This window comes from Chryseobacterium gotjawalense, assembly GCF_030012525.1.
GTDB lineage: Bacteria > Bacteroidota > Bacteroidia > Flavobacteriales > Weeksellaceae > Kaistella > Kaistella gotjawalense.
In genome coordinates this window covers 178,731-198,024 of record NZ_CP124855.1, presented here as the reverse complement: position 1 = coordinate 198,024, position 19,294 = coordinate 178,731, and the positions used below count along the sequence as shown (strand labels likewise).

Below are 19,294 nucleotides of genomic sequence, written 5' to 3'. Positions count from 1 at the left end.
CTCCGCCACAGTTGACTTATATTTTAATGGTGATAAACATCTTCATACATGACGCCTGCTTCAATTCTGACCGGTAAAAAATTCTCTGCAGGAACAATCGGGCAGTTGTAATCGAAAGCATTATAGGCACAATAGGGTTGGTAGGATTTGTTGAAATCTAAAATAATGACATTGTTTTTCGGAATTTTCAAATCCATGTATTTCCCGCCACCATAGGTTTCTTTGTCGTTAGTCAAGTCCCGGAAAGGAAGAAAAAGATAGTCTTTGTATTTTTTCGTCTTTATTAATGCTAAGTTTTGATAAAGCGTTAAAGTCAATTCCTGACCATCTAAAACAAATGTCACTTTGCCGAATTCCCGGTAGGTTCTGGTTTTCCCCGAAGACGTGGGAAGTTCAAAAGGTACTGGATTTTCAGTTTTGATGAATTTTGCAGAAACGCGGTATTTTAAATCAACAGGAAAAAAAGGATGCTCTTTGAAACCGGTAAAATTACTTCCCCTCAAGGGAGTTTCCTTTGGGTTTAAATATTCTGCGTTGAGATCTTTCTGAAACTTTTTAACATCAGAAAACTCCTTTTCCTGAATGTTTGAAACGCAGGAGGTCAGCAGAAAACCCATCATCACAATGAAGAAATTTTTCATTTCTTATAGTATTTTTTTCTGATGGTTTCGTAGTAACTTTCGTCTGCAGAAACGTAAAAAGGCATTTCGATAAAATTTTGATCACGGTACATTCCGAGATGCAGATAAACCGGTTCTGCAGATTTTTCAGTCTTTAATTTAAAATTTAAAACATCCATAAAATCTTTGGGCGACTTTGTGGTATGGGCAGAAACCAACTTTCCTACGGTTACTTTTCCATTTTTATAATAGAGGTAATTACAGGATTTCTTTAGGGAATCCGGGGATAACCTTGCCTGGAACTTTTTCGAAATGTTAAATCCTTCAAATGCAGAATAGTCTTTATTTTCACATTTTTTAAAATAGGTTTCAACAAAATCCTGGGCAATCTGTTTTCTTTCTTTATTCATTTTATTCACTGAAACTACGTCGTATCGAGAGTTGCAACTTCCCAGCAAAAAGGGAATCATCCACAGGAAATAGATTTTCTTCATTCTAATTAATTTTTACTTTATAAATATCGGTTTTATTTCTTTTAATATTTTTGATCCAGAATCCACCTTCTTCCGGAATTTCTTCTTTTAAATCAAAATTAGTACACGCTTTTGGCAACCCAGAAAAAACCAGGGTAAACCAATAATCTTTCATCGGTGGAACTTCTGTCCAGTAAGGAAAAAGTGAAATATTCTCGTGGTGAATCAATGTGCTTTTATGTCCCAAACTCTCATCAATCAGAAATGTCGAAGGCCAGATACGGATCAGCATATCCAAAAAAGGAGTCGCCGGAAAACAGCAGTGTACGATGACCTGTTTTTCCAGTTCTACCTTCGGCTGAAGCGCTGCCAGCAGTTCCGGTGAAATTTCGGGTTTGGTAATGGTTGTCATTTTTAAATAAGCAATGGGTAATGGATAATGAGTAATTGCTAATTATCGAGTTGGAGTATTTCTTTGGTGTAGTTTCTAATATTTCGGATAAGTTCGGGATTATCTGCCAATTTCTGTCCATAGGTCGGAATCATTTCTGTTAATTTTTCTTTCCATTCATGTTGAACTTTTTCAGGGAAACATTTCTCTAAGACCTGAACCATCGCAAATGCAGCCGTAGAAGCGCCGGGAGAAGCGCCCAACAGGGAAGCGATCGTTCCGCTTTTATTCACAACGACTTCTGTCCCGAATTCTAATTTACCGCCTTCTTCTTCACTTTTTTTAATGATCTGAACTCTTTGTCCCGCAATTTTCAATTCCCAGTCTTCTGATTTCGCATCTTTTACAAACTCTCTTAAATGCTGCATCCGCTGTACTTTGGTCATCGCGACCTGTTGCACGAGATATTTCGTTAACGGCAGATTATGCCACCATGCGCCAAACAGGGATTTGATATTTTTTTGATTGACACTTTCCGGTAAATCCAGGTAGCTACCTTCCTTTAAAAACTTGGTCGAGAATCCTGCAAATGGTCCAAAGAGCAGTGCTTTTTCTCCATCAATAATCCGCAAATCCAAATGGGGGACACTCATTGGCGGAGCTTCCACACCGGCCTTGGTGTAGACTTTTGCCTGATGCTTTGCGATTAATTCAGGGTTATGGGTAACCAGCCACTGGCCGGAAACCGGAAATCCGCCATAGCCTTCACTTTCGGGAATATCGGAACTTTCGAGCAGCGGAAGCGCGTAACCACCTGCACCGATAAACACAAAATCAGCGGTAATATCGCTCACTTTATAATGCATACGGTCTTTGACTTTCACCAACCATTTTCCGTCGGACAAAGGATCAATATCTTTCACATCATGGTACAAATAAACATCGGTGTGGGAATCTTCCGCTAAAAACCGTCCCATTTTCCGGGTTAATGTTCCGAAATTAACATCGGTTCCTAAATCCATTTTCGTGGCTGCGAGGACTTCGTTATCTTTTCTTTTGGCCATAATTAAAGGAATCCATTCGCGCAGTTTGTCGTGGTCTGTGGTAAATTCCATTCCTTTAAACAATTCAGACTGAATCATTTTTTCATGACGCTTTCTTAAATATTCAACATCATCTTTGCCGAAAACCAAACTCATGTGCGGACAGGAATTAATAAAGTCTTTCGGCCGGTCAATATATTTTTTAGAAAGTAAATAAGACCAGAACTGTTTCGAAATTTCGAATTGTTCGGCAATACTTTCTGCTTTGGAAATATCGATAGAACCTTCTTCGTTCTCTGGCGTATAATTGAGTTCACAGAAGGCAGAATGTCCTGTTCCTGCATTATTCCAGGCGGCTGAACTTTCCCGGGCGAAGCGGCCGAGTCTTTCGAAAATAACAATTTTCAGGTCGGGATCAAGCTCGTGAAGCAAGGTTCCGAGTGTGGCACTCATAATTCCTCCGCCGATTAAAACAACGTCGTAATGGGATTGAAGGGCTTTATTATTGGCTGATGTAGGCATATCATTCTATTTTAAGATAACGAATTTCGGTAAAACTTTTGTTTTAGCTCAAACAAAAGCTGTTAAAAATTCCTTAAACACCTATTTATAAAAAAGTATGGTGACACCCTTCTCCATTTTAATCAGTTAAAATTCAGTATAATCTGTGGAATCTGCACTGAAATGCTACTGTCTTGTTTTAAGAGCCCGATTAAAATTCTTCAAAATTAATAGCCCCAATCCCTAATGGGTGTAATTCTGATGAATTTTTAAGAAATTTTCCACCCTTTAGGTCGGGGAAAATTTCTTTTTTAAGCAAATTTAAACAGGCTCTCAGATGAAAACAAAATCTTAATTCCCGGAAAAAGGAATTACATAAAAATACACCGACATAAAATGGCAGAATGTTCCTAATAAAACGAACAGATGAAAAATGGCGTGATTGAATTTTATTTTATGAATGCTGTATAAAACCGCACCCATGGTATAGGAAATACCGCCAGCAAGCAACCAAACCAATCCCCGGAAATCCAGATGATACAGCAGACTGTCAAAACTGAAAATAATCAGCCAGCCCATTCCGACATAAAGAACAGTGGATAGAATATTAAATCTGCCCGTAAAGAAAAGTTTAAAAATAATTCCAATTAAGGCAATGCCCCAAACGACTCCAAAAATCGTATAACCTTCCGGGCCATTAAGAGAAACCAGGGCGAAGGGCGAGTACGTTCCGGCAATTAATACATAAATCGCGGCATGATCGAAGATATTAAGCCGGTATCTTCTTTTAGGATGTTTGGATGAATGATATAATGTAGAAGCCAGATAAAGGATAATCATGCTCAGACCAAAGATAGAAAAACTGATGAGCGCCCTTTTACTTCCTAAATCCAGTGCGCGAAACACCAATAAAACCAAGGCCACGACACTCAGGAGCAAACCGGTAAAATGAGACCAAATATTGAACCGCTCTTCTAAAACTGAATAGGTATGAACGGCATATTTTGTCCCGGATTTCATTAATTTAAGAGTAAGGTTAATTTTTTAAATTCAGTTTCGGCATTTTTCTCGTTGTATAAAATTCCGTAAATCGTATCGATAATCGGCGTTTTCAGTTGTTTGCTCTTTGCGGTATGGTATACGGAATCTGCTGCATAATATCCTTCTGCAATCATATTCATCGACTGGATGGCCGATTTTACGGTATACCCTTTTCCGATGAGATTTCCTAAATTCCGGTTACGGGAAAACAGCGAGTACGCCGTTACCAGTAAATCACCGAGATAAGCGCTCTCATTCACATCCCGTGGAACTTCGTACACGGATTCCAGAAAAATCTCCATTTCACGAACTGCATTAGAAACAAAAACAGCCGTAAAGTTATCACCATATCCTAAACCGCTGGAAATACCGGCACCTACTGCATATATGTTTTTCAAAATCGCACTGTATTCATTTCCTAAAATATCTTTGCTGCAGTGAACATTAATAAAGTCCGAAGAAAACAGAGAAAATAATTTATGGGCAACCTCCTCTTCTGCAACTGCAATCGTAAGGTAAGACAGCCTTTCCATACCAACTTCCTCTGCGTGACAGGGACCGGCGATTACGGCCTGATTGCGGAAACCTATTTTGAATTCATCACGAAGATAATGCGCCACAACATCATTTGCCTTGGGAACAATTCCTTTAATTGCAGAAACAAAAATTTTATTCCCGTAATCGCAGGTCATTTTATCCATTGCATCTGAAAGATAAATGGACGGCGTTGCCAAAACCACTACTTCACACGCTGAAACCAATTCATTAATATCGGTAGTGACCTTCAGATTTTTCGGATCAAAAGAGACCGAAGTTAAGTAATTGGGATTATGACCGCGTTGCTCAATCGCCCCTTTTACATACTCATTCCGCACACACCAGTGAACCAGCTTGCTATTTTCAACCAACATTTTCACAATTGCAGTTGCAAAACTACCACTTCCTACTACGCCAACCGGAATATTTTGAGTCTGTGATTTTGGGGCTTTCTTTTTTGTCATAATTAAAAAAACTTAAGTACTGTTCAGAAGTTTCTGAACAAGCAGGAATCTTCAGCACAAAGATATTAAAGCTTTCTGAAATAGGACAAACAATTGTTTTGTAATAAACTGAACTAAATCATCAGACACCGCGCTCACATAAAAAAAACCTTTTAAAAATATTTTATAAATTTGCACTCTCAATTTTTTGACAACCAAGTGTTTAATAATGAAGAATTTTATAAGCAGTAAAAGAAACATCAGTTTAATCCTCGGACTCCTGGTAGTGGTTATTTTCGGACAGGCGATTTTTATCGGAAAACTTTACTCGGAAAAAGACGATAAATCATACCAGGTCAATTTAGTACCGGTTAAAACTGAAAAAGACAGCATCGATTACCTGGAGTTAAAGAACAACCTGACTCTAGTTGACCATAGGGTCCAGGAACTTAATTCCTTTTTGGCCGCAAAGAATTTATCTGACGGCAAAATAGAGATGCTCGCGAAAGACAGTATTTCGAATACGGTATATCTGGCAAAACAAACCAATCGCTACAGCCAGTATTTAGTGGATTTACAGAAAAAATTACAACAGGTTCCTTTGGGAATTCCTACCGACGGCTATATTTCCTCGCAATTTGGAAAAAGAAAAAATCCGTTCCCTGAAAAAACAGTGATGTTGGCATCCGTACATTCCGCAAAAGCTGAACCACCGTACATCGAAGTAAAAGACAGCTTAGGAAATGTGACTAAAAAAATGATCGTTCCTAATCCAAACCAACAATTGTCCGAAAAAAATAACGCTCCCGCCGAAAAAGACCAGATGAAATTTCATAAAGGGCTGGACATTGCCGTGGCTCACGGATCCGATGTCCGGAGTGCGGCCTCAGGAAAAGTAATTTTTGCCGGCGAAAAAAGCGGTTACGGAAACTGTGTCATTATCTCGCACGGAAATGGTTTGGATACCCTCTACGGACACCTTTCTAAAATATTGGTAAAAACAAATGATGTGGTAACGGTAAACGATGTGATCGCAAAATCCGGAAATACAGGCCGCTCCACCGGACCTCATCTTCACTACGAAGTTCACAAAAACAACAGGCCGGTAAATCCGAAACTGTTCCTGAATCTCTAATCAACTCATTTAAAAATACTGACGCTCCTGAATTTTCGGGAGCGTTTTTTTGTGGGAATCCTTAAAATATCTTCTGATTCTGATTACCTGTTTTTACTGATACTACTCTTTTTCTTAAACGCCAAATGCACCAATAAACTTTCACAAACAACACAAATTATCAATGTTATTGGTGAGAATATTCGTGTTATTGGTGTTAAAAAGTACCGTTTAATTTTCACCATTAAGATTCCAGTTAAAAATTAATATCATTAAGATTTTCTTTGGAAATGCAAATACACTTTTTTTATCTCTTGGAAAATTTAAAAAGGGTTTATCCTTGACTTTGCGGTTTTTAAAACAAATTTAAACAGATCTTTTGTAAAAACATGGTTGGCGGTTGTGTTAAAATTACAGTTTAACGTTCACCATTAAATTTTCGGTTTTCTAAACCCTTTTTTTAAATTAGAAAGAATTTCTTTTCCCGGGTTTCAACCCATAGTTTAGAAAAATTTACTGAAATTTGCAGTCGCCCAAAAAATGAAGTTGTGTTATGAAATTATGTATTGCTGAAAAGCCAAGTGTTGCCCGGGATATTGCTAAAGTTTTAGGAGCTGATGTTCCCAAACAGGGCTATTTTGAAGGCAATGGCTATTGGGTAACATGGACGTTTGGACATCTTTGTACGCTGAAAGAACCGCATGATTACAGTCCGCACCTTAAAGCCTGGAATTTATTCACACTTCCTATTATTCCAGATCCTTTCGGAATAAAATTAATAGAAAATGCTGGTGTTGAAAGGCAATTTAAAATCATTGAAAAATTAGTTGCTGACTGTGAAGAAGTCATCAATTGCGGGGATGCGGGGCAGGAAGGAGAAGTGATACAGCGTTGGGTTTTACACAAAGCCAAATGTAAAAAACCCATCAAAAGACTTTGGATTTCTTCACTGACGGAAGTGGCCATTAAAGAAGGATTTGCCAACCTGAAACCTTCTGAAGATTACCATAATCTTTATCAGGCCGGAAATGCACGCGCTATTGGCGACTGGCTTTTGGGAATCAATGCCACCCGATTATTCACCCGAAAATTTGGAGGAAACAAAAGTGTCCTTTCCATTGGTCGCGTTCAAACGCCCACTTTGGCCATGATCGTTCAGCGACAAAAAGAAATTGATGCCTTCAATACCGAAGAATACTGGGAACTGAAAACCAAATACCGGGACGTTATTTTCAATGCGGCCATAGACCGTTTAAAAACGAAAGAAAAAGCAGAAAAAGGTTTGGAATATTTAAAACAAAACCTTTTCGAAATCGTTTCTTTTGAAATTAAAGAAGGCAAAGAGAAAAATCCAAGACTTTTTGATTTGACGGCTTTACAGGTTGAAGCCAACAGGAAATTTGGTTTTTCTGCGGAAAATACGTTGAAATATATTCAAAGTTTATACGAAAAGAAACATACGACGTACCCGCGTGTGGACACCACTTACCTTTCGGAAAGTCTGCATCCGCAGATACCGGCTATTCTGCAGAGCATGAATTTTTACCGTGAATTAACCGCGCCACTTTTAACCCAGCCGATTCCCAAATCGAAAGCGGTTTTTGATGATTCTAAAGTGACTGATCACCACGCAATTATTCCAACCGAAATCCCTCCTTCTTCCAGTTTGAGCAGAGAAGAAAAGTTAATTTATGATCTGGTTGCCAAACGGTTTATCGCTGTTTTTTATCCTGAATGTAAAATTTCGAATACTTTGGTGGAAGGCCAGGTCGGCACCATTCCGTTTAAAACCACAGGAAGACAAATCCTGGAACTGGGCTGGCGCGAAGTTTACAGTAAAGAAAAAGACGACACCGAGAAAAAAGAAAAAGACGAAGAACAATTGATTCCCGAATTTAAAGCCGGGGAAAAAGGACCGCACAAACCATTAATCCATCAGGGAAAAACCAGTCCACCAAAAGCGTATACGGAAGCGACTTTGCTTCGCGCAATGGAAACTGCGGGAAAACAGGTTGATGATGAAGAACTTCGTGAAATGATGAAAAACAACGGCATCGGACGACCTTCTACCCGAGCCAATATTATCGAAACTTTATTCAGAAGAAAATATATCGAGCGCAAAAAGAAAAACATTTTAGCAACTTCCACGGGTGTTGAACTGATTGACACCATTCAGGACGAATTGTTAAAAAGCCCTGAATTAACGGGAGAATGGGAATTTAAACTCCGAAAAATTGAGCGCGGCGAATATGAAGCCAGTCAGTTTAAAGAGGAACTGATTACAATGGTGACCAATTTAACCCGAGCCGTCATCAACGAAAAAGCAAAGGTAATCTCCTTTCAACAGGAAGTTCAACCCAAAGAAAAGAAAGAATCAACACCCCGAAAAACGGTTGCAATAATCTGGGAAGAAACCGATTGTCCGAAATGTAAAGAAAACAAACTGATGAAAGGCAAAACCGCCATCGGTTGTTCCAATTATAAAGGCTGTGGTTTCAAAATTCCGTTTATAGTGTTCGGAAAGAAACTCACCGAAAAACAGATTCAGGATATTATTGTTAAAGGAAAATCGGGTAAACTAAAAGGATTTACCGAACATCCGGAAAGATTAACTGAAGGTGTTTTGCGGCTCACAGAAGGCGGTGCCGTCGCGTTGCAGACCGACTAACATTCAATTATTTTCCCGCCGAAGCAACTTCATAATCGCTCCTGATTTAAATATTGGCGGGGTGCAGTTATTCAACCGCTTATGATTCCATTCATGGATTACAATTCTCCGACAGGAATATTTCCTTTGCCCCCTGAAATTCCGATTGTCATAAATCAATGTTAAAGTGATAAATCTCAGAAATTTCACTGTCTTTTAATCCGTAAATTTGAGTAAATAAAAATCAAAAATATGGGACAGTTACAAGACAAAATCGCCGTTATTACCGGCGCGGGCTCAGGAATTGGTAAAGCAACCGCATTATTATTTGCAAAAGAAGGTGCAAAAGTGACGGTAAGTGACATCAACGAAACTCATGGAAATGAAGTGGTAGAATTGATTAAGAATAATGGCGGTGAAGCCATTTTCGTGAAAGCAAATTCGGCAAGTCCGGAAGACAATGAAAGACTGGTGAAAGAAACCGTAGAAAAATTCGGTGCACTGCACATTTCTGTAAACAATGCTGGAATTGGAGGCGAAAGCAATAAGGTAGAAGATATGTCCGTGGAAGGTTGGGAAAAGGTAATTGCCATCAATCTTTCCGGTGTCTTTTTCGGGATGAAATTCCAAATCCCCGCTATGCTGAAAGCTGGCAAAGGAAGCATTATCAATATCGCTTCCATTTTAGGACAGGCAGGATTTGCAAACTCTGCGGGATATGTGGCAGCCAAACACGGCGTAGTGGGTTTAACAAAAACCGCTGCGTGGGAACACGGCCCTGAAAACATCCGCGTCAACGCAATAGGTCCCGGGTTTATTTATACCGGAATGGTCAATGAAGAAACCATGGGGAAAGAAGCGATCAACCATCTGGAATCCAAGCATGCATTCGGCCGCCTCGGAACACCGGAGGAAATTGCCGCGATGTGTCTGTTTTTAGCCTCGGATTCCGCCTCTTTCGTTACCGGAAGTTATTACGCCGTAGATGGCGGTTATCTGGCAGTTTAGTACTCATCTTTGAAATAACAAAGCAGGTCTGAAAATATTCGGACCTGCTTTGTTGTATAGTGCTGAAAACTCAATTTAATTTGCGGAAACGGGATAATCGGTATATCCTTTTTCTCCCGGGGTATAAAAAGTATCGGGATCCGGGGAAGCTGGCTCGCCTCCTGCAGCAAACTTCTTCACCAAATCGGGATTGGCTATAAAAGGCCTTGCGAATGCTACCAACTCTCCTTTTCCGGCTTTAAGGTCCGCTTCAGCACGCACCGCATCATATCCTCCGGAAAGAATAATAGTACCTCCAAATTCCTTTCTTACCGCATCTTTTACAGATTGCGGAACCGCTGGCGTTCCCATGGATGAATGATCTACCACATGGATATATACGATGCCAATAGCTTTCAATCCTGCAGCCAATTGGGCATACTGTTCTTCGGTGGCTTCATCAGGTAACATTTCACCAAAAGCTCCAAAAGGAGAAAGTCTGATCCCTGTTTTGTCCTTACCGATGGCATTTGCTACGGCCTCGGTTACTTCCAGCACCAAACGGTTGCGGTTTTCTATGGAACCTCCATACTCATCAGTACGCTTATTGGAAGCGGTATTTAAAAACTGCTCCAGCAAATATCCATTGGCCGCGTGCAGTTCCACTCCGTCAAATCCTGCAGCAACCGCTGATTTTGCAGCGTGCACAAATTCAGCAATAATTGATGGGATTTCGCCGGCCGCCACTTCTTTTGGAACAGGCAGTGGCTGCATGGCTTCCTGATCGGTGTACATCGGGGTATTGGCTACCGCGATGGGAGAAGCTCCTATTACTTCTGCTCCTTCGGGCATGTTCAATGGATGACTTATCCGGCCGGTGTGCATCAGCTGGACAAAAATTTTACCACCACTTTGGTGTACAGCATCGGTTACTTTTTTCCAGCCTTTAATTTGTTCGTCGCTGTACATGCCTGGTATTCTGGCATATCCCAGACCATTTGGTGAGGGAGAAGTTCCTTCGGTGATAATAAGTCCTGCACTGGCTCGGCTGCCATAATACTGCGCCATGAGATCGTTTGGAATATTACCGATTGCCCTGCTTCGCGTCATGGGTGCCATCACAATGCGGTTCTGTAAGGTGAGACTGCCCAGTTGATATGGGCTGAAAAGGGTTTCTAATGAATTCATAACTTGTATTTTAATTAGGGGTTAATGCCATATCGTGTTACAAAAAGACGGTCCATAAAACGGGGTCTCTTATATTTTTACGGACTGCCGGTTCAATATTCTTTGAATAACCTCTATGCAATTTACAATTATATTTTGAAAGAATTGATGAACTCCATTTCTCTGTCCGTTGATATTTTATTTGAAATCAGTACCTTTGCACCCGATAGGATTAACCCTAAAAGTTACCCATTAAAACACACAATTTTAATAAGAGGATTTATACTCCTTGATAACATTAACCTTATGACAATAGACAAGAATCACGTAGTAGCATTACATTACACGCTGAACGCCATCGAAGAGAACGGTGAAAAAACTTTCATTGAAAAGACAGAGACCGAAAACCCTTTCACTTTTTTATATGGGGTCGGAATGATGTTGCCGAAATTTGAAGAACATCTTCAGGGAATGGTTGCAGGAGATCAGAAATCTTTCACCATCACGCCGGAAGAAGGCTATGGCGACAAAATAGAAAATGCAGTCACACAATTGCCTGCAGAAATGTTTGCGCAGTCGGGAATGCCTCCAATCGGCGCGATGCTGCCTTTACAGGACGCTCAGGGAAACCATGTAAGCGGCGTTGTTTTAGAAGTTACTCCAGAAGCGGTAACAGTAGACCTTAACCATCCAATGGCGGGAAAAACCTTACACTTTGATATTGAAGTAGCTTCAACGAGACCAGCAACAGACGAAGAGCTGGCGCACGGTCACGCTCACGGCGTTGACGGAAACGAAGAACACTAAACAACTATTTTATTCAAAGAAGCTGCGGTTTTTTCGCAGCTTTTTTTGTATCTATAAACACGATATGAGCTTTTGGGTGTGATCTTAAGACAATTAGGAGAATGGCGATTCAAAGTCAAATTTCGTTGAATCTTCGATTTCCTGCCTGTGAGCGCTCTAAAAAATTATTATCTTTGATAAAACCAATGCTTTGTCCCAGACCAGTAAGACGGTACTCAAAAAACAGTTGCTTAAGTTCAGATTTCCTTTAACCTGATTCGATACAGATACAGTATGCATTTATTAAAAAACCATTGTGTCTCCAATAATCTATTGGAGTTTTATTGGACTTATATTAGAGGTATATTGCAGATAGGTGGAAGCAGAGCACAAGCAGTGATACAGCAACCCAGGGGGAAAACGAGGCTGCCCCCGTCCTGGACTCACGATACAGATGAATTAATAAATCCTGATACAGTAAATAACAACAGTTGCAAATCAGTATAAGTAATGGATTGTTTTCAAAAATAATCACCTTGGGTAAAAGGCAACCTGTGAAAGTCGGCTGCTGCCCCTTAAAGTCTTTGCAAGCCGGGCACCGCGTTATTTAAAAATTTCAGTTTTTATCCTGCGCTCCGTTTAAAACTGCAGAACACAAAATTCTGCTCCGTCCCAAAAGGAGTCATATGATTTTCCGTTCTGCAGCTTAGTTTTTCGAAACCTTCGCCGAAAACAGAGGGAAGTGTTTCTTCTGTGTATTGTCTGATCGGAAGGCCGCTGCATTTTTCAGGACCGTTTTCCGAGAATGTCCCAATTGCCAGATACCCGCTTATCGCCTTTTCAGCGGTTTCCAAATACTTTTTAACCTGCGTTTCTTCCGTCAGGAAATGGAAAGTCGCGCGGTCGTGCCAAACATCGTAAGTCGTTTCTGGCTTAAATTCGGTAATGTCGCTCACGATCCATGTCACCTTTCCGGCTTTTTCTCCCAACCTTGCCTGTGCTTTTTCAAGGGCTTTAGCGGAAATATCCAGAACGGTGATGTTTTCAAATCCCTCATCGAGTAGAAAATCCACCAGTTTGCTGTCACCACCACCGATATCGATAATCTTTGCGGAACGGTCCAATCCAAACGAGTGGATTAACTCCAGCGAAGTTTTAGGAATATCCTGGGTCCAGCTCACTTCCTGCGGGTTTTTCGTTTCGTACACTTTTTCCCAGTGCTCTTTTCTTTCTGTATTCATTTTTTTGAAGTGAATTTTCCTGAAGTTTACAATTTAATGCGGCAATTTCTCTCTGATATAACCATACACCCAGGTTCCGGCAATCGCGCTGAGCAGTGTTACGACAACGACGGTAGCGCCGGTGCCGATCTGTGCAAACAGCGGCCCTGGACATGCACCGGTAAGTGCCCAACCGAAACCGAAAATCAGTCCTCCATAGATCTGGCCTTTATTGAAGGTCTTCTTATGGAAGATAATTTCTTCCCCATAGATGGTTTTGATATTGAATTTCTTGATCAGCCAGATGGAAATCATCGCCACCAGAATGGCGCTCCCAATGACGCCGTACATATGGAAAGACTGCAACCGGAACATTTCCTGGATGCGGAACCAGCTGATTACTTCGGCTTTTATAAATACGATTCCGAAGAAAATTCCCAGAATCAGATATTTCAGGTTATGATACCAGCGGTGCTGCAGATGACTTTCGTTCACACACATGGTGTCTAATGATCGTAGTTCCAGATCGTCCTTGGTTTCTATATTTTGCTGCATTATTTTAATTTTAAAGAGAAAGAATAATCGGGAGTAACACATTGGCCATCAGAAATCCGCCAATCATAAAGCAGACTGTAGCAATTAAACTGGGAAGCTGCAGATTGGCAATTCCCATGATCGAATGTCCGCTGGTACAACCACCGGCATAACGGGTACCGAATCCGACCATAAAGCCTCCGCCTACCATTATCAGTAAACCGCGTACCGTGAAAAGCGACTCCCAGTTCATGAGTTGAACCGGAACCAGATTTGTGTAATCAGTGATGCCGTATCCTGCAAGTTCCTTAGCCAGATCGGGATGAACCTCTATGGGATTGTGATTCGAAAAGAACAGCATGGTGATGACGCCGCCCAGAAAGATGCCGAAGACGAAAACGAGATTCCATACTTCTTTTTTCCAGTTGTATTTAAAAAAAGGAATATTGGCCGGCAGACACAATGCACAGATATGCCGCAGCGAAGAAGAGATTCCGAATGATTTGTTACCGAGGATTAAAAGCACCGGAACGGTAAGTCCGATCAATGGTCCCGCGACATACCACGGCCACGGCTGCTGAATAAATTCTGTCATAATTTGTTAAAAAATATGCTGCAAATTTACAGATTATATCTTCTTAAAGAAAGCGGATATCGTTGCGATTTGCGCGCTGACTAAAGCTGAAATCACCAAGCCCGTGACCTTGCATTGGCGGCGGCACAGTTATGCTAATCACTTACTGGAGAGCGGAACAGACCTGCGGTATATCCAGGAGCTATTAGGGCATAACAGCAGCAGAATAACAGAAACCGAGCATGTTCGGTTCATCAAAACCTTTAAAAAAAATAGAATTTTGATTAAATCGATACGTATGTCAGTACAAAAAATCTGCAGCAGATAAAAAGTCCGTTTGATGATTTATAAAGAAAAAAAATATATCTTAGTGCAAAGAACTCAATCTCACGACTTTCAGACCAATCCCTACAAAACAGGTGGTATTTGTCTGACGAAGTAGGATATATATAAGTTAGCAGAAATGCTATAAAACCTGCAACATAAAAGAAATGAAAAAAATTTATAGTTTAATCGTATTATTTTCAACGCTGATTTATTCACAAAACAAAACTGAAGCTGATAAAAAAGTTAATGAAGGTATTTCTCTTCACGATTCTGGAAAATTTGATCATGCAATTTCAAAATATGATGAAGCTTTGATTCTGGATAAAGATAATTCCTTTGCACTGACTGAAAAAGCTATGTCTTTAGAATCATCAAAAAAATATGATAATGCAATAGAAATATGCAAGCATATACTAAAGCTATATCCAAATGAAGATAACAAAACAGTCTATATTACTTATGGAAATGCATTAGACCATTCAGGAAAATCGGATTTGGCTTTAAAAGTTTATGATGCGGGACTCGTAAAATATCCAAATTATTATCAACTTTATTTTAATAAAGGAATAACCCTATTCAATGCGAAAGAAAACGAAAAAGCAATACAAGCATTTCAAACTGCAACAAAGTTAAATCCTAATCATACAAGTTCTTTCAATGCATTAGCAGTTTTAAATTCATCAAATCGGATTCCTTCCATTTTGGCTTCAAGTAGATATCTTACTTTAGACAATAAATCACCCAGAGCAAAAGGAAACCTAGATGCAATTATTTCTCAAATGAAAAAAGGTGTTTCACAAAAAGATGATAATTCAATTTCATTATCCATTGATGAAGAGACACTTAATAAAGCAAATAAAAATAAGAAAACTGAAAATAACTTTTCTTCTGTTGATTTAGTGTTATCGATGTCTGCTGCTCTTGATTTTGACGAAAAGAATAAAGACAAAACCGAAATTCAAAAATTCATCGATAAATTTAAAAGTATGTGTGAAGTAATGAAGGAAGTGAAAAAAAATCAAAAAGGTTATTATTGGGAATTTTTAGTACCTTATTATCTTGAAATGAATAATAAGAATTTAATTGAGCCATTTGCAAACATTATTTACCTTTCTTATCAAAATAAAGAAGCAATAGATTACAAAGAAAAACATTCAGACAAAATAGAAGAATTTTATAAGTGGTCAAAAAATTACAACTGGAAATAGAAGCACTATTTGCTAATAACTAAGCTTTCGTTTTGTCTGAAAGACAAGAAACCGAAGGTTCGCCGTAGGCAAATGAAAGCCCGTTGAATCCTTCGAGAGCCTCAGGGTAAACTACAGCTTCGGTGGCTTTTCTCCAATATTGGTTCTTCTACGGAGTTATCGTTTTTAGAAATTAGATATACAAAGCAGTTTTTTTAGAAGGACTGCTTTTTTTGTGGTGTTTGGTAACCTTTATTGACGGGTTTCAGCGGGTTTTCTTCGCTGCAGAACATAATTTACATTGCCCGAAAAGTTTATTCTGCAGACAAAAGTTGGGTTACGAAAAGAAAATCCTGCGGCGGACCGCGATGCCCGAAAGCGCGATGGTCAAAAGGTTTCCTTCCTTGCAGCACGCCTTCATCGTAATCTTTGTAACCAAAACGGACTTCCTAATTCGTCACTTCTTTGATGCGGCGGTTGCTGATGGTAAAACGAACCGGATTATCTTCAGAAACATCTTTTAAACTTGTGAAAACCATTTGATTGCAGACTATTCCAGTGATGTTTTGCATTATTAAATATACGAATTTACTCCTGTATTATTAAGATAATTTAACTATTTTTGAAAGTAATAAACGGAGGTTTTTTCACAGACTGACGTTGGCAGACCTATCAGAAATCCCGCATTTAAACAAAAGTTGTTCAATTGAATAACTTTTCTTATTTTTGTAAGTAAATGAATGAACTGAAAATAAGAAATGTTTTTATTTACAAAAATTATTTTTTTGAATTTTTTGAAAAGCAAAATCAGAAAGTAAAAGATAAAATAATTTGGACAATAAAAGTTATTGAAACTATTGACAAAATTCCGGCTGAATACTTTAAACATTTGGAAGGAACAAATGGACTTTATGAAATTAGAGTTCAAATTGGAAATAATATTTTCAGGATTTTCTGCTTTTTTGATGAAGGAAAATTGGTTGTTATAACAAATGGTTTTCAAAAGAAAACGCAAAAGACACCGAAAAGAGAAATTGAAAAAGCTTTGAAAATTAAAAAGGAATATGAATCGGAAAAATCTAATTCTAAAATTTAAAATGTAAGAAAATGATGGCGACAAAAAATAAAAATCTGACTTCTTTAGACGAACTTATCGACAAAGAATACGGAAAAAAAGGAACCGAAAAAAGAAAGGTATTCGAGAAAGGTTTTGAAGACTTTAAATATGGTACTTTAATCCATCAAGCCAGACTAGATCAGGGAATGACGCAGGAACAACTCGCAAAAAAATGCGGAACAAATAAAGGTTATATTTCAAAAGTTGAAAATAACATCAGTGACGTTCGGCTTTCGACTCTGCAGAGAATTATAGAGGTTGGACTTGGTGGAAAATTAGAACTGGGAATAAGCTTGTAAAAGATACATCTGCTAATAAACTAAGCTTTCGTTTTGTCTGAAAGACAAGAAACCGAAGGTTCGCCGTAGGCAAATGAAAGCCCGTTGAATCCTTCGAGAGCCTCAGGGTAAACTACAGCTCCGGTGGCTTTTCTCCAATATTGGTTCTTCTACGGAGTGATCGTTTTTAGAAATTAGATATACAAAGCAGTTTTTTTAGAAGGACTGCTTAACTCAGGCCCACTCCGAACAACAAAATAAATGGTGGGAAAGTGCTGTCCAATCACATTCCGAAAGGAAGTTCGAGACCGAAAATTGTATTCAGGAATACTGCCAATGCCATCGGAAACCTCAAAGAAGCCTGGTTGGCAGATTTTTTCAAAAGAATAAACTACAAAAAAGGAAGAGCACCCGCTGTTTCTGCTCTTGCCCGAGAACTCGCCGTCATCATCTGGAATATGCTAGTGAAAGGTCAAGGGTGCCCGCCTTCACAATACCTTTTTTCTAGACGAGAAAAGAAAAATTGCTGCAGCCAAAAGAATTCAAAAACAAATCACTAATTTTGGACTGACTGATAAGGACACTGAATTCACAACAGATTGATTATCAATGTTTAAATTAAACGTTAGTCAGAATTTTAAAAGAATACCCCGAAACATTCGAATGAAAAAAAATATCTATTTTCTCTTATTTTTGACTTTGGTTTTCAATAACCTATATTCTCAAATATCAACAGAGGTTGTTCCAATTTCAGAAACGTTTTCGTCAAATGGAGAATTTAAGTTGTTATCAATTTCCTACGATGAAGAATTTCCAAACTTGAGAGGAGAATCTTTAGTTTCATACACCCAAAAATATGACAGTATTGGTGTTAGAAAAAAATATTACAAAATAAAAAGGTCCTTTGATATTTATGAAGGTAATCCGTTTTTTGCTGCATTAAGTAATGATGGAAGAAAAATCATATACATTACTAATTATGTTTATGAAAACGGTCTAGAAAATAAAAATGTAACCTATTATGTTGACGGTAAATTAGAGAAAACATACACAACTGAAGAATTTATTAATTGTGATAAAAACAAGGAGAAATGTGAGCTTTTTTATAATAATCGGCATCAACTCTTTGAAGGTCACAGTTCTACCATAAAACAATACAAAAAAACAGCTTCTGAGAAAGATATTTTTTTAAATAAAAGCTTTGTTTTTAACAAAAATGATACGATTTATGTAATTGATTCAAGAAAAAAAGTAACTCTTTATGATTTGAATAAAGGAAATGTCGTGGTTTCAAAAATTGAATTTGATTCAATTTATCCAAAAATTAGAAATATCGAACCTTTAAAAAGTAGAGTTTCTTACTATAAATATCCATACAAGTATGTTGTTGACATTCAAAATTCACAAAATAACGAGAAACTATCTGAAAGCATTGGCAAAAGGGCAGGCTTAAAATTTATCTCTATTAATGATTCAACTTTTCATAAATATAAGCTTTTTAGAATTGAACTTAGTGGCTATATGAATCGAAACGGAAAATTTGAAATTGAAAATCTTCAAACTGATTCGATATTTGATAGAAAATGGATAGAAAACTACATTCACTCTACCACATTCAAGACAGATTTTATTCCTCGTGAAGTAGATAGAATCTATCTGAAAAATTTTTTTGGTGGCTATAGAAGTTATGATGATAAAATTGCAGAAAAAGAAACCCTTAATGAGAAAGAAAGAAGAAAGGAAGAATTCAAAAAAAGACTTACACTTGAAAAAATTGACGGTGTTTATATTCCCAAAAACTTATATGAATGTTTAACAGGGTTAGACCAAATTTTAGATTTTGAAAGTAAAAAGCAACTAACTGAAGCAAAAGATTCTTGGCAATTCAATTCCCATATGGGCGGACTGGGAATGTGGATAAGAAACAATTGGGGTATCAATGGAGGTTCTCGACTTTTAAAATATTTTAATGATAGAAATATTGGAAAAGAAATGTTTGGAAATGATGATATTTCAGGAATAATAATTACACAATATATTAATTGGTTGAAAGGAGATAAAAATGCTTGGAAAAAATGGGAAAAGAAAAATCCTAAAAAATAAAAACTACGGCTAATAACTAAGCTTGCGTTTTGTCTGAAAGACAAGAAACCGAAGGTTCGCCGTAGGCAAATGAAAGCCCGTTGAACCCTTCGAGAGCCTCAGGGTAAACTACAGCTCCGGTGGCTTTTCTCCAATATTGGTTCTTCTATGGGTTGTCGTTTTTAGAATGTAGAGATACAAAGCAATTTTTCAGAAGGACTGCTT

19 protein-coding genes and 1 pseudogene are annotated in these 19,294 nt (G+C 38.4%); 9 read left to right on the top strand and 11 right to left on the bottom strand.

Features of this window, described 5'->3' with window-relative positions; translation table 11 throughout:
• Window positions 1–23 precede the first annotated feature (23 nt).
• From QGN23_RS00845 to QGN23_RS00820, 6 genes are all read right to left on the bottom strand, one after another.
• Window positions 24–641 (bottom strand): DUF1684 domain-containing protein, encoded by a 618-nt coding sequence (locus tag QGN23_RS00845; RefSeq protein ID WP_282905160.1) that lies wholly within the window; start codon window positions 639–641, stop codon window positions 24–26.
• Window positions 638–1,114, bottom strand: coding sequence for a hypothetical protein (locus QGN23_RS00840; protein ID WP_282905159.1), 477 nt, complete (start codon window positions 1,112–1,114; stop codon window positions 638–640). The genes QGN23_RS00845 and QGN23_RS00840 overlap by 4 nt, the downstream gene beginning before the upstream one ends.
• A 1-nt stretch (window position 1,115) precedes the next feature.
• A complete protein-coding gene (locus QGN23_RS00835) occupies window positions 1,116–1,505 on the bottom strand; it encodes a hypothetical protein (protein WP_282905158.1) in 390 nt (129 codons plus the stop codon).
• 38 nt (window positions 1,506–1,543) lie between these two features.
• Entirely contained in the window at window positions 1,544–3,049 is a 1,506-nt protein-coding gene (mqo, locus tag QGN23_RS00830; protein WP_282905157.1) for a malate dehydrogenase (quinone), read from the bottom strand.
• A gap of 330 nt (window positions 3,050–3,379) precedes the next feature.
• The gene (gene trhA, locus QGN23_RS00825) at window positions 3,380–4,048 is read right to left on the bottom strand and encodes a PAQR family membrane homeostasis protein TrhA (protein WP_282905156.1); all 669 of its coding nucleotides are present in this window, start codon (window positions 4,046–4,048) and stop codon (window positions 3,380–3,382) included.
• A complete protein-coding gene (locus QGN23_RS00820) occupies window positions 4,048–5,070 on the bottom strand; it encodes an NAD(P)H-dependent glycerol-3-phosphate dehydrogenase (protein ID WP_282905155.1) in 1,023 nt (340 codons plus the stop codon). Before QGN23_RS00820 ends, trhA begins: the two co-directional genes overlap by 1 nt.
• 208 nt (window positions 5,071–5,278) lie before the next feature.
• Between QGN23_RS00820 and QGN23_RS00815 the strand changes: the two genes are divergently transcribed.
• From QGN23_RS00815 to QGN23_RS00805, 3 genes are all read left to right on the top strand, one after another.
• Window positions 5,279–6,184, top strand: a complete 906-nt coding sequence (locus QGN23_RS00815; protein WP_282905154.1) for a M23 family metallopeptidase — start codon at window positions 5,279–5,281, stop codon at window positions 6,182–6,184.
• 532 nt (window positions 6,185–6,716) lie between these two features.
• Window positions 6,717–8,831: a type IA DNA topoisomerase gene (locus QGN23_RS00810; RefSeq protein WP_282905153.1), complete on the top strand. Its 2,115-nt coding sequence runs from the start codon at window positions 6,717–6,719 to the stop codon at window positions 8,829–8,831.
• Window positions 8,832–9,062: 231 nt separating this feature from the next.
• Window positions 9,063–9,818, top strand: a complete 756-nt coding sequence (locus QGN23_RS00805; RefSeq protein ID WP_282905152.1) for an SDR family NAD(P)-dependent oxidoreductase — start codon at window positions 9,063–9,065, stop codon at window positions 9,816–9,818.
• 75 nt (window positions 9,819–9,893) lie between these two features.
• Here the strand turns inward: QGN23_RS00805 and QGN23_RS00800 are convergent, their stop codons facing one another.
• Window positions 9,894–10,985, bottom strand: coding sequence for an alkene reductase (locus tag QGN23_RS00800; protein ID WP_282905151.1), 1,092 nt, complete (start codon window positions 10,983–10,985; stop codon window positions 9,894–9,896).
• 285 nt (window positions 10,986–11,270) lie between these two features.
• Between QGN23_RS00800 and QGN23_RS00795 the strand changes: the two genes are divergently transcribed.
• Window positions 11,271–11,771 (top strand): FKBP-type peptidyl-prolyl cis-trans isomerase, encoded by a 501-nt coding sequence (locus QGN23_RS00795; RefSeq protein WP_282905150.1) that lies wholly within the window; start codon window positions 11,271–11,273, stop codon window positions 11,769–11,771.
• Between the two features lie 602 nt (window positions 11,772–12,373).
• On the opposite strand, the gene QGN23_RS00790 is transcribed toward QGN23_RS00795, so the two are convergent.
• Genes QGN23_RS00790 through QGN23_RS00780 form a run of 3 tightly spaced genes read right to left on the bottom strand, consistent with a single transcriptional unit; the run spans window position 12,374 to window position 14,099 of the window.
• Window positions 12,374–12,991, bottom strand: coding sequence for a class I SAM-dependent methyltransferase (locus QGN23_RS00790; protein WP_282905149.1), 618 nt, complete (start codon window positions 12,989–12,991; stop codon window positions 12,374–12,376).
• Between the two features lie 33 nt (window positions 12,992–13,024).
• Entirely contained in the window at window positions 13,025–13,525 is a 501-nt protein-coding gene (locus QGN23_RS00785; RefSeq protein ID WP_282905148.1) for a DUF6691 family protein, read from the bottom strand.
• A 10-nt stretch (window positions 13,526–13,535) separates the two neighbouring features.
• A complete protein-coding gene (locus QGN23_RS00780; RefSeq protein ID WP_282905147.1) occupies window positions 13,536–14,099 on the bottom strand; it encodes a YeeE/YedE family protein in 564 nt (187 codons plus the stop codon).
• Window positions 14,100–14,172: 73 nt separating this feature from the next.
• Here QGN23_RS00780 and QGN23_RS00775 point away from each other — a divergent pair.
• Window positions 14,173–14,429, top strand: a pseudogene (locus QGN23_RS00775) (tyrosine-type recombinase/integrase); the annotation flags it as partial.
• A gap of 140 nt (window positions 14,430–14,569) precedes the next feature.
• The gene (locus QGN23_RS00770) at window positions 14,570–15,613 is read left to right on the top strand and encodes a tetratricopeptide repeat protein (protein WP_282905146.1); all 1,044 of its coding nucleotides are present in this window, start codon (window positions 14,570–14,572) and stop codon (window positions 15,611–15,613) included.
• 428 nt (window positions 15,614–16,041) lie between these two features.
• On the opposite strand, the gene QGN23_RS00765 is transcribed toward QGN23_RS00770, so the two are convergent.
• Complete coding sequence (locus tag QGN23_RS00765) at window positions 16,042–16,164, bottom strand: hypothetical protein (protein ID WP_282905145.1); 123 nt, start codon at window positions 16,162–16,164, stop codon at window positions 16,042–16,044.
• A 164-nt stretch (window positions 16,165–16,328) separates the two neighbouring features.
• Between QGN23_RS00765 and QGN23_RS00760 the strand changes: the two genes are divergently transcribed.
• From QGN23_RS00760 to QGN23_RS00750, 3 genes are all read left to right on the top strand, one after another.
• Window positions 16,329–16,688, top strand: coding sequence for a type II toxin-antitoxin system RelE/ParE family toxin (locus tag QGN23_RS00760; RefSeq protein ID WP_282905144.1), 360 nt, complete (start codon window positions 16,329–16,331; stop codon window positions 16,686–16,688).
• Between the two features lie 11 nt (window positions 16,689–16,699).
• A complete protein-coding gene (locus QGN23_RS00755) occupies window positions 16,700–17,008 on the top strand; it encodes a helix-turn-helix domain-containing protein (RefSeq protein WP_282905143.1) in 309 nt (102 codons plus the stop codon).
• 642 nt (window positions 17,009–17,650) lie between these two features.
• Window positions 17,651–19,090 carry a DUF6794 domain-containing protein gene (locus QGN23_RS00750; protein ID WP_282905142.1) on the top strand — a complete coding sequence of 480 codons (1,440 nt, stop codon included), beginning with the start codon at window positions 17,651–17,653 and terminating at the stop codon, window positions 19,088–19,090.
• Window positions 19,091–19,294: the final 204 nt, after the last annotated feature.

What these genes read in the sequence shown, in the direction of transcription:
- QGN23_RS00845 (WP_282905160.1), bottom strand. Translation starts at nt 641, where the DNA reads ATGAAAAATTTCTTCATTGTGATGATGGGTTTTCTGCTGACCTCCTGC.
- QGN23_RS00840 (WP_282905159.1), bottom strand. Translation starts at nt 1,114, where the DNA reads ATGAAGAAAATCTATTTCCTGTGGATGATTCCCTTTTTGCTGGGAAGT.
- QGN23_RS00835 (WP_282905158.1), bottom strand. Translation starts at nt 1,505, where the DNA reads ATGACAACCATTACCAAACCCGAAATTTCACCGGAACTGCTGGCAGCG.
- mqo (WP_282905157.1), bottom strand. Translation starts at nt 3,049, where the DNA reads ATGCCTACATCAGCCAATAATAAAGCCCTTCAATCCCATTACGACGTT.
- trhA (WP_282905156.1), bottom strand. Translation starts at nt 4,048, where the DNA reads ATGAAATCCGGGACAAAATATGCCGTTCATACCTATTCAGTTTTAGAA.
- QGN23_RS00820 (WP_282905155.1), bottom strand. Translation starts at nt 5,070, where the DNA reads ATGACAAAAAAGAAAGCCCCAAAATCACAGACTCAAAATATTCCGGTT.
- QGN23_RS00815 (WP_282905154.1), top strand. Translation starts at nt 5,279, where the DNA reads ATGAAGAATTTTATAAGCAGTAAAAGAAACATCAGTTTAATCCTCGGA.
- QGN23_RS00810 (WP_282905153.1), top strand. Translation starts at nt 6,717, where the DNA reads ATGAAATTATGTATTGCTGAAAAGCCAAGTGTTGCCCGGGATATTGCT.
- QGN23_RS00805 (WP_282905152.1), top strand. Translation starts at nt 9,063, where the DNA reads ATGGGACAGTTACAAGACAAAATCGCCGTTATTACCGGCGCGGGCTCA.
- QGN23_RS00800 (WP_282905151.1), bottom strand. Translation starts at nt 10,985, where the DNA reads ATGAATTCATTAGAAACCCTTTTCAGCCCATATCAACTGGGCAGTCTC.
- QGN23_RS00795 (WP_282905150.1), top strand. Translation starts at nt 11,271, where the DNA reads ATGACAATAGACAAGAATCACGTAGTAGCATTACATTACACGCTGAAC.
- QGN23_RS00790 (WP_282905149.1), bottom strand. Translation starts at nt 12,991, where the DNA reads ATGAATACAGAAAGAAAAGAGCACTGGGAAAAAGTGTACGAAACGAAA.
- QGN23_RS00785 (WP_282905148.1), bottom strand. Translation starts at nt 13,525, where the DNA reads ATGCAGCAAAATATAGAAACCAAGGACGATCTGGAACTACGATCATTA.
- QGN23_RS00780 (WP_282905147.1), bottom strand. Translation starts at nt 14,099, where the DNA reads ATGACAGAATTTATTCAGCAGCCGTGGCCGTGGTATGTCGCGGGACCA.
- QGN23_RS00770 (WP_282905146.1), top strand. Translation starts at nt 14,570, where the DNA reads ATGAAAAAAATTTATAGTTTAATCGTATTATTTTCAACGCTGATTTAT.
- QGN23_RS00765 (WP_282905145.1), bottom strand. Translation starts at nt 16,164, where the DNA reads ATGCAAAACATCACTGGAATAGTCTGCAATCAAATGGTTTTCACAAGT.
- QGN23_RS00760 (WP_282905144.1), top strand. Translation starts at nt 16,329, where the DNA reads ATGAATGAACTGAAAATAAGAAATGTTTTTATTTACAAAAATTATTTT.
- QGN23_RS00755 (WP_282905143.1), top strand. Translation starts at nt 16,700, where the DNA reads ATGATGGCGACAAAAAATAAAAATCTGACTTCTTTAGACGAACTTATC.
- QGN23_RS00750 (WP_282905142.1), top strand. Translation starts at nt 17,651, where the DNA reads ATGAAAAAAAATATCTATTTTCTCTTATTTTTGACTTTGGTTTTCAAT.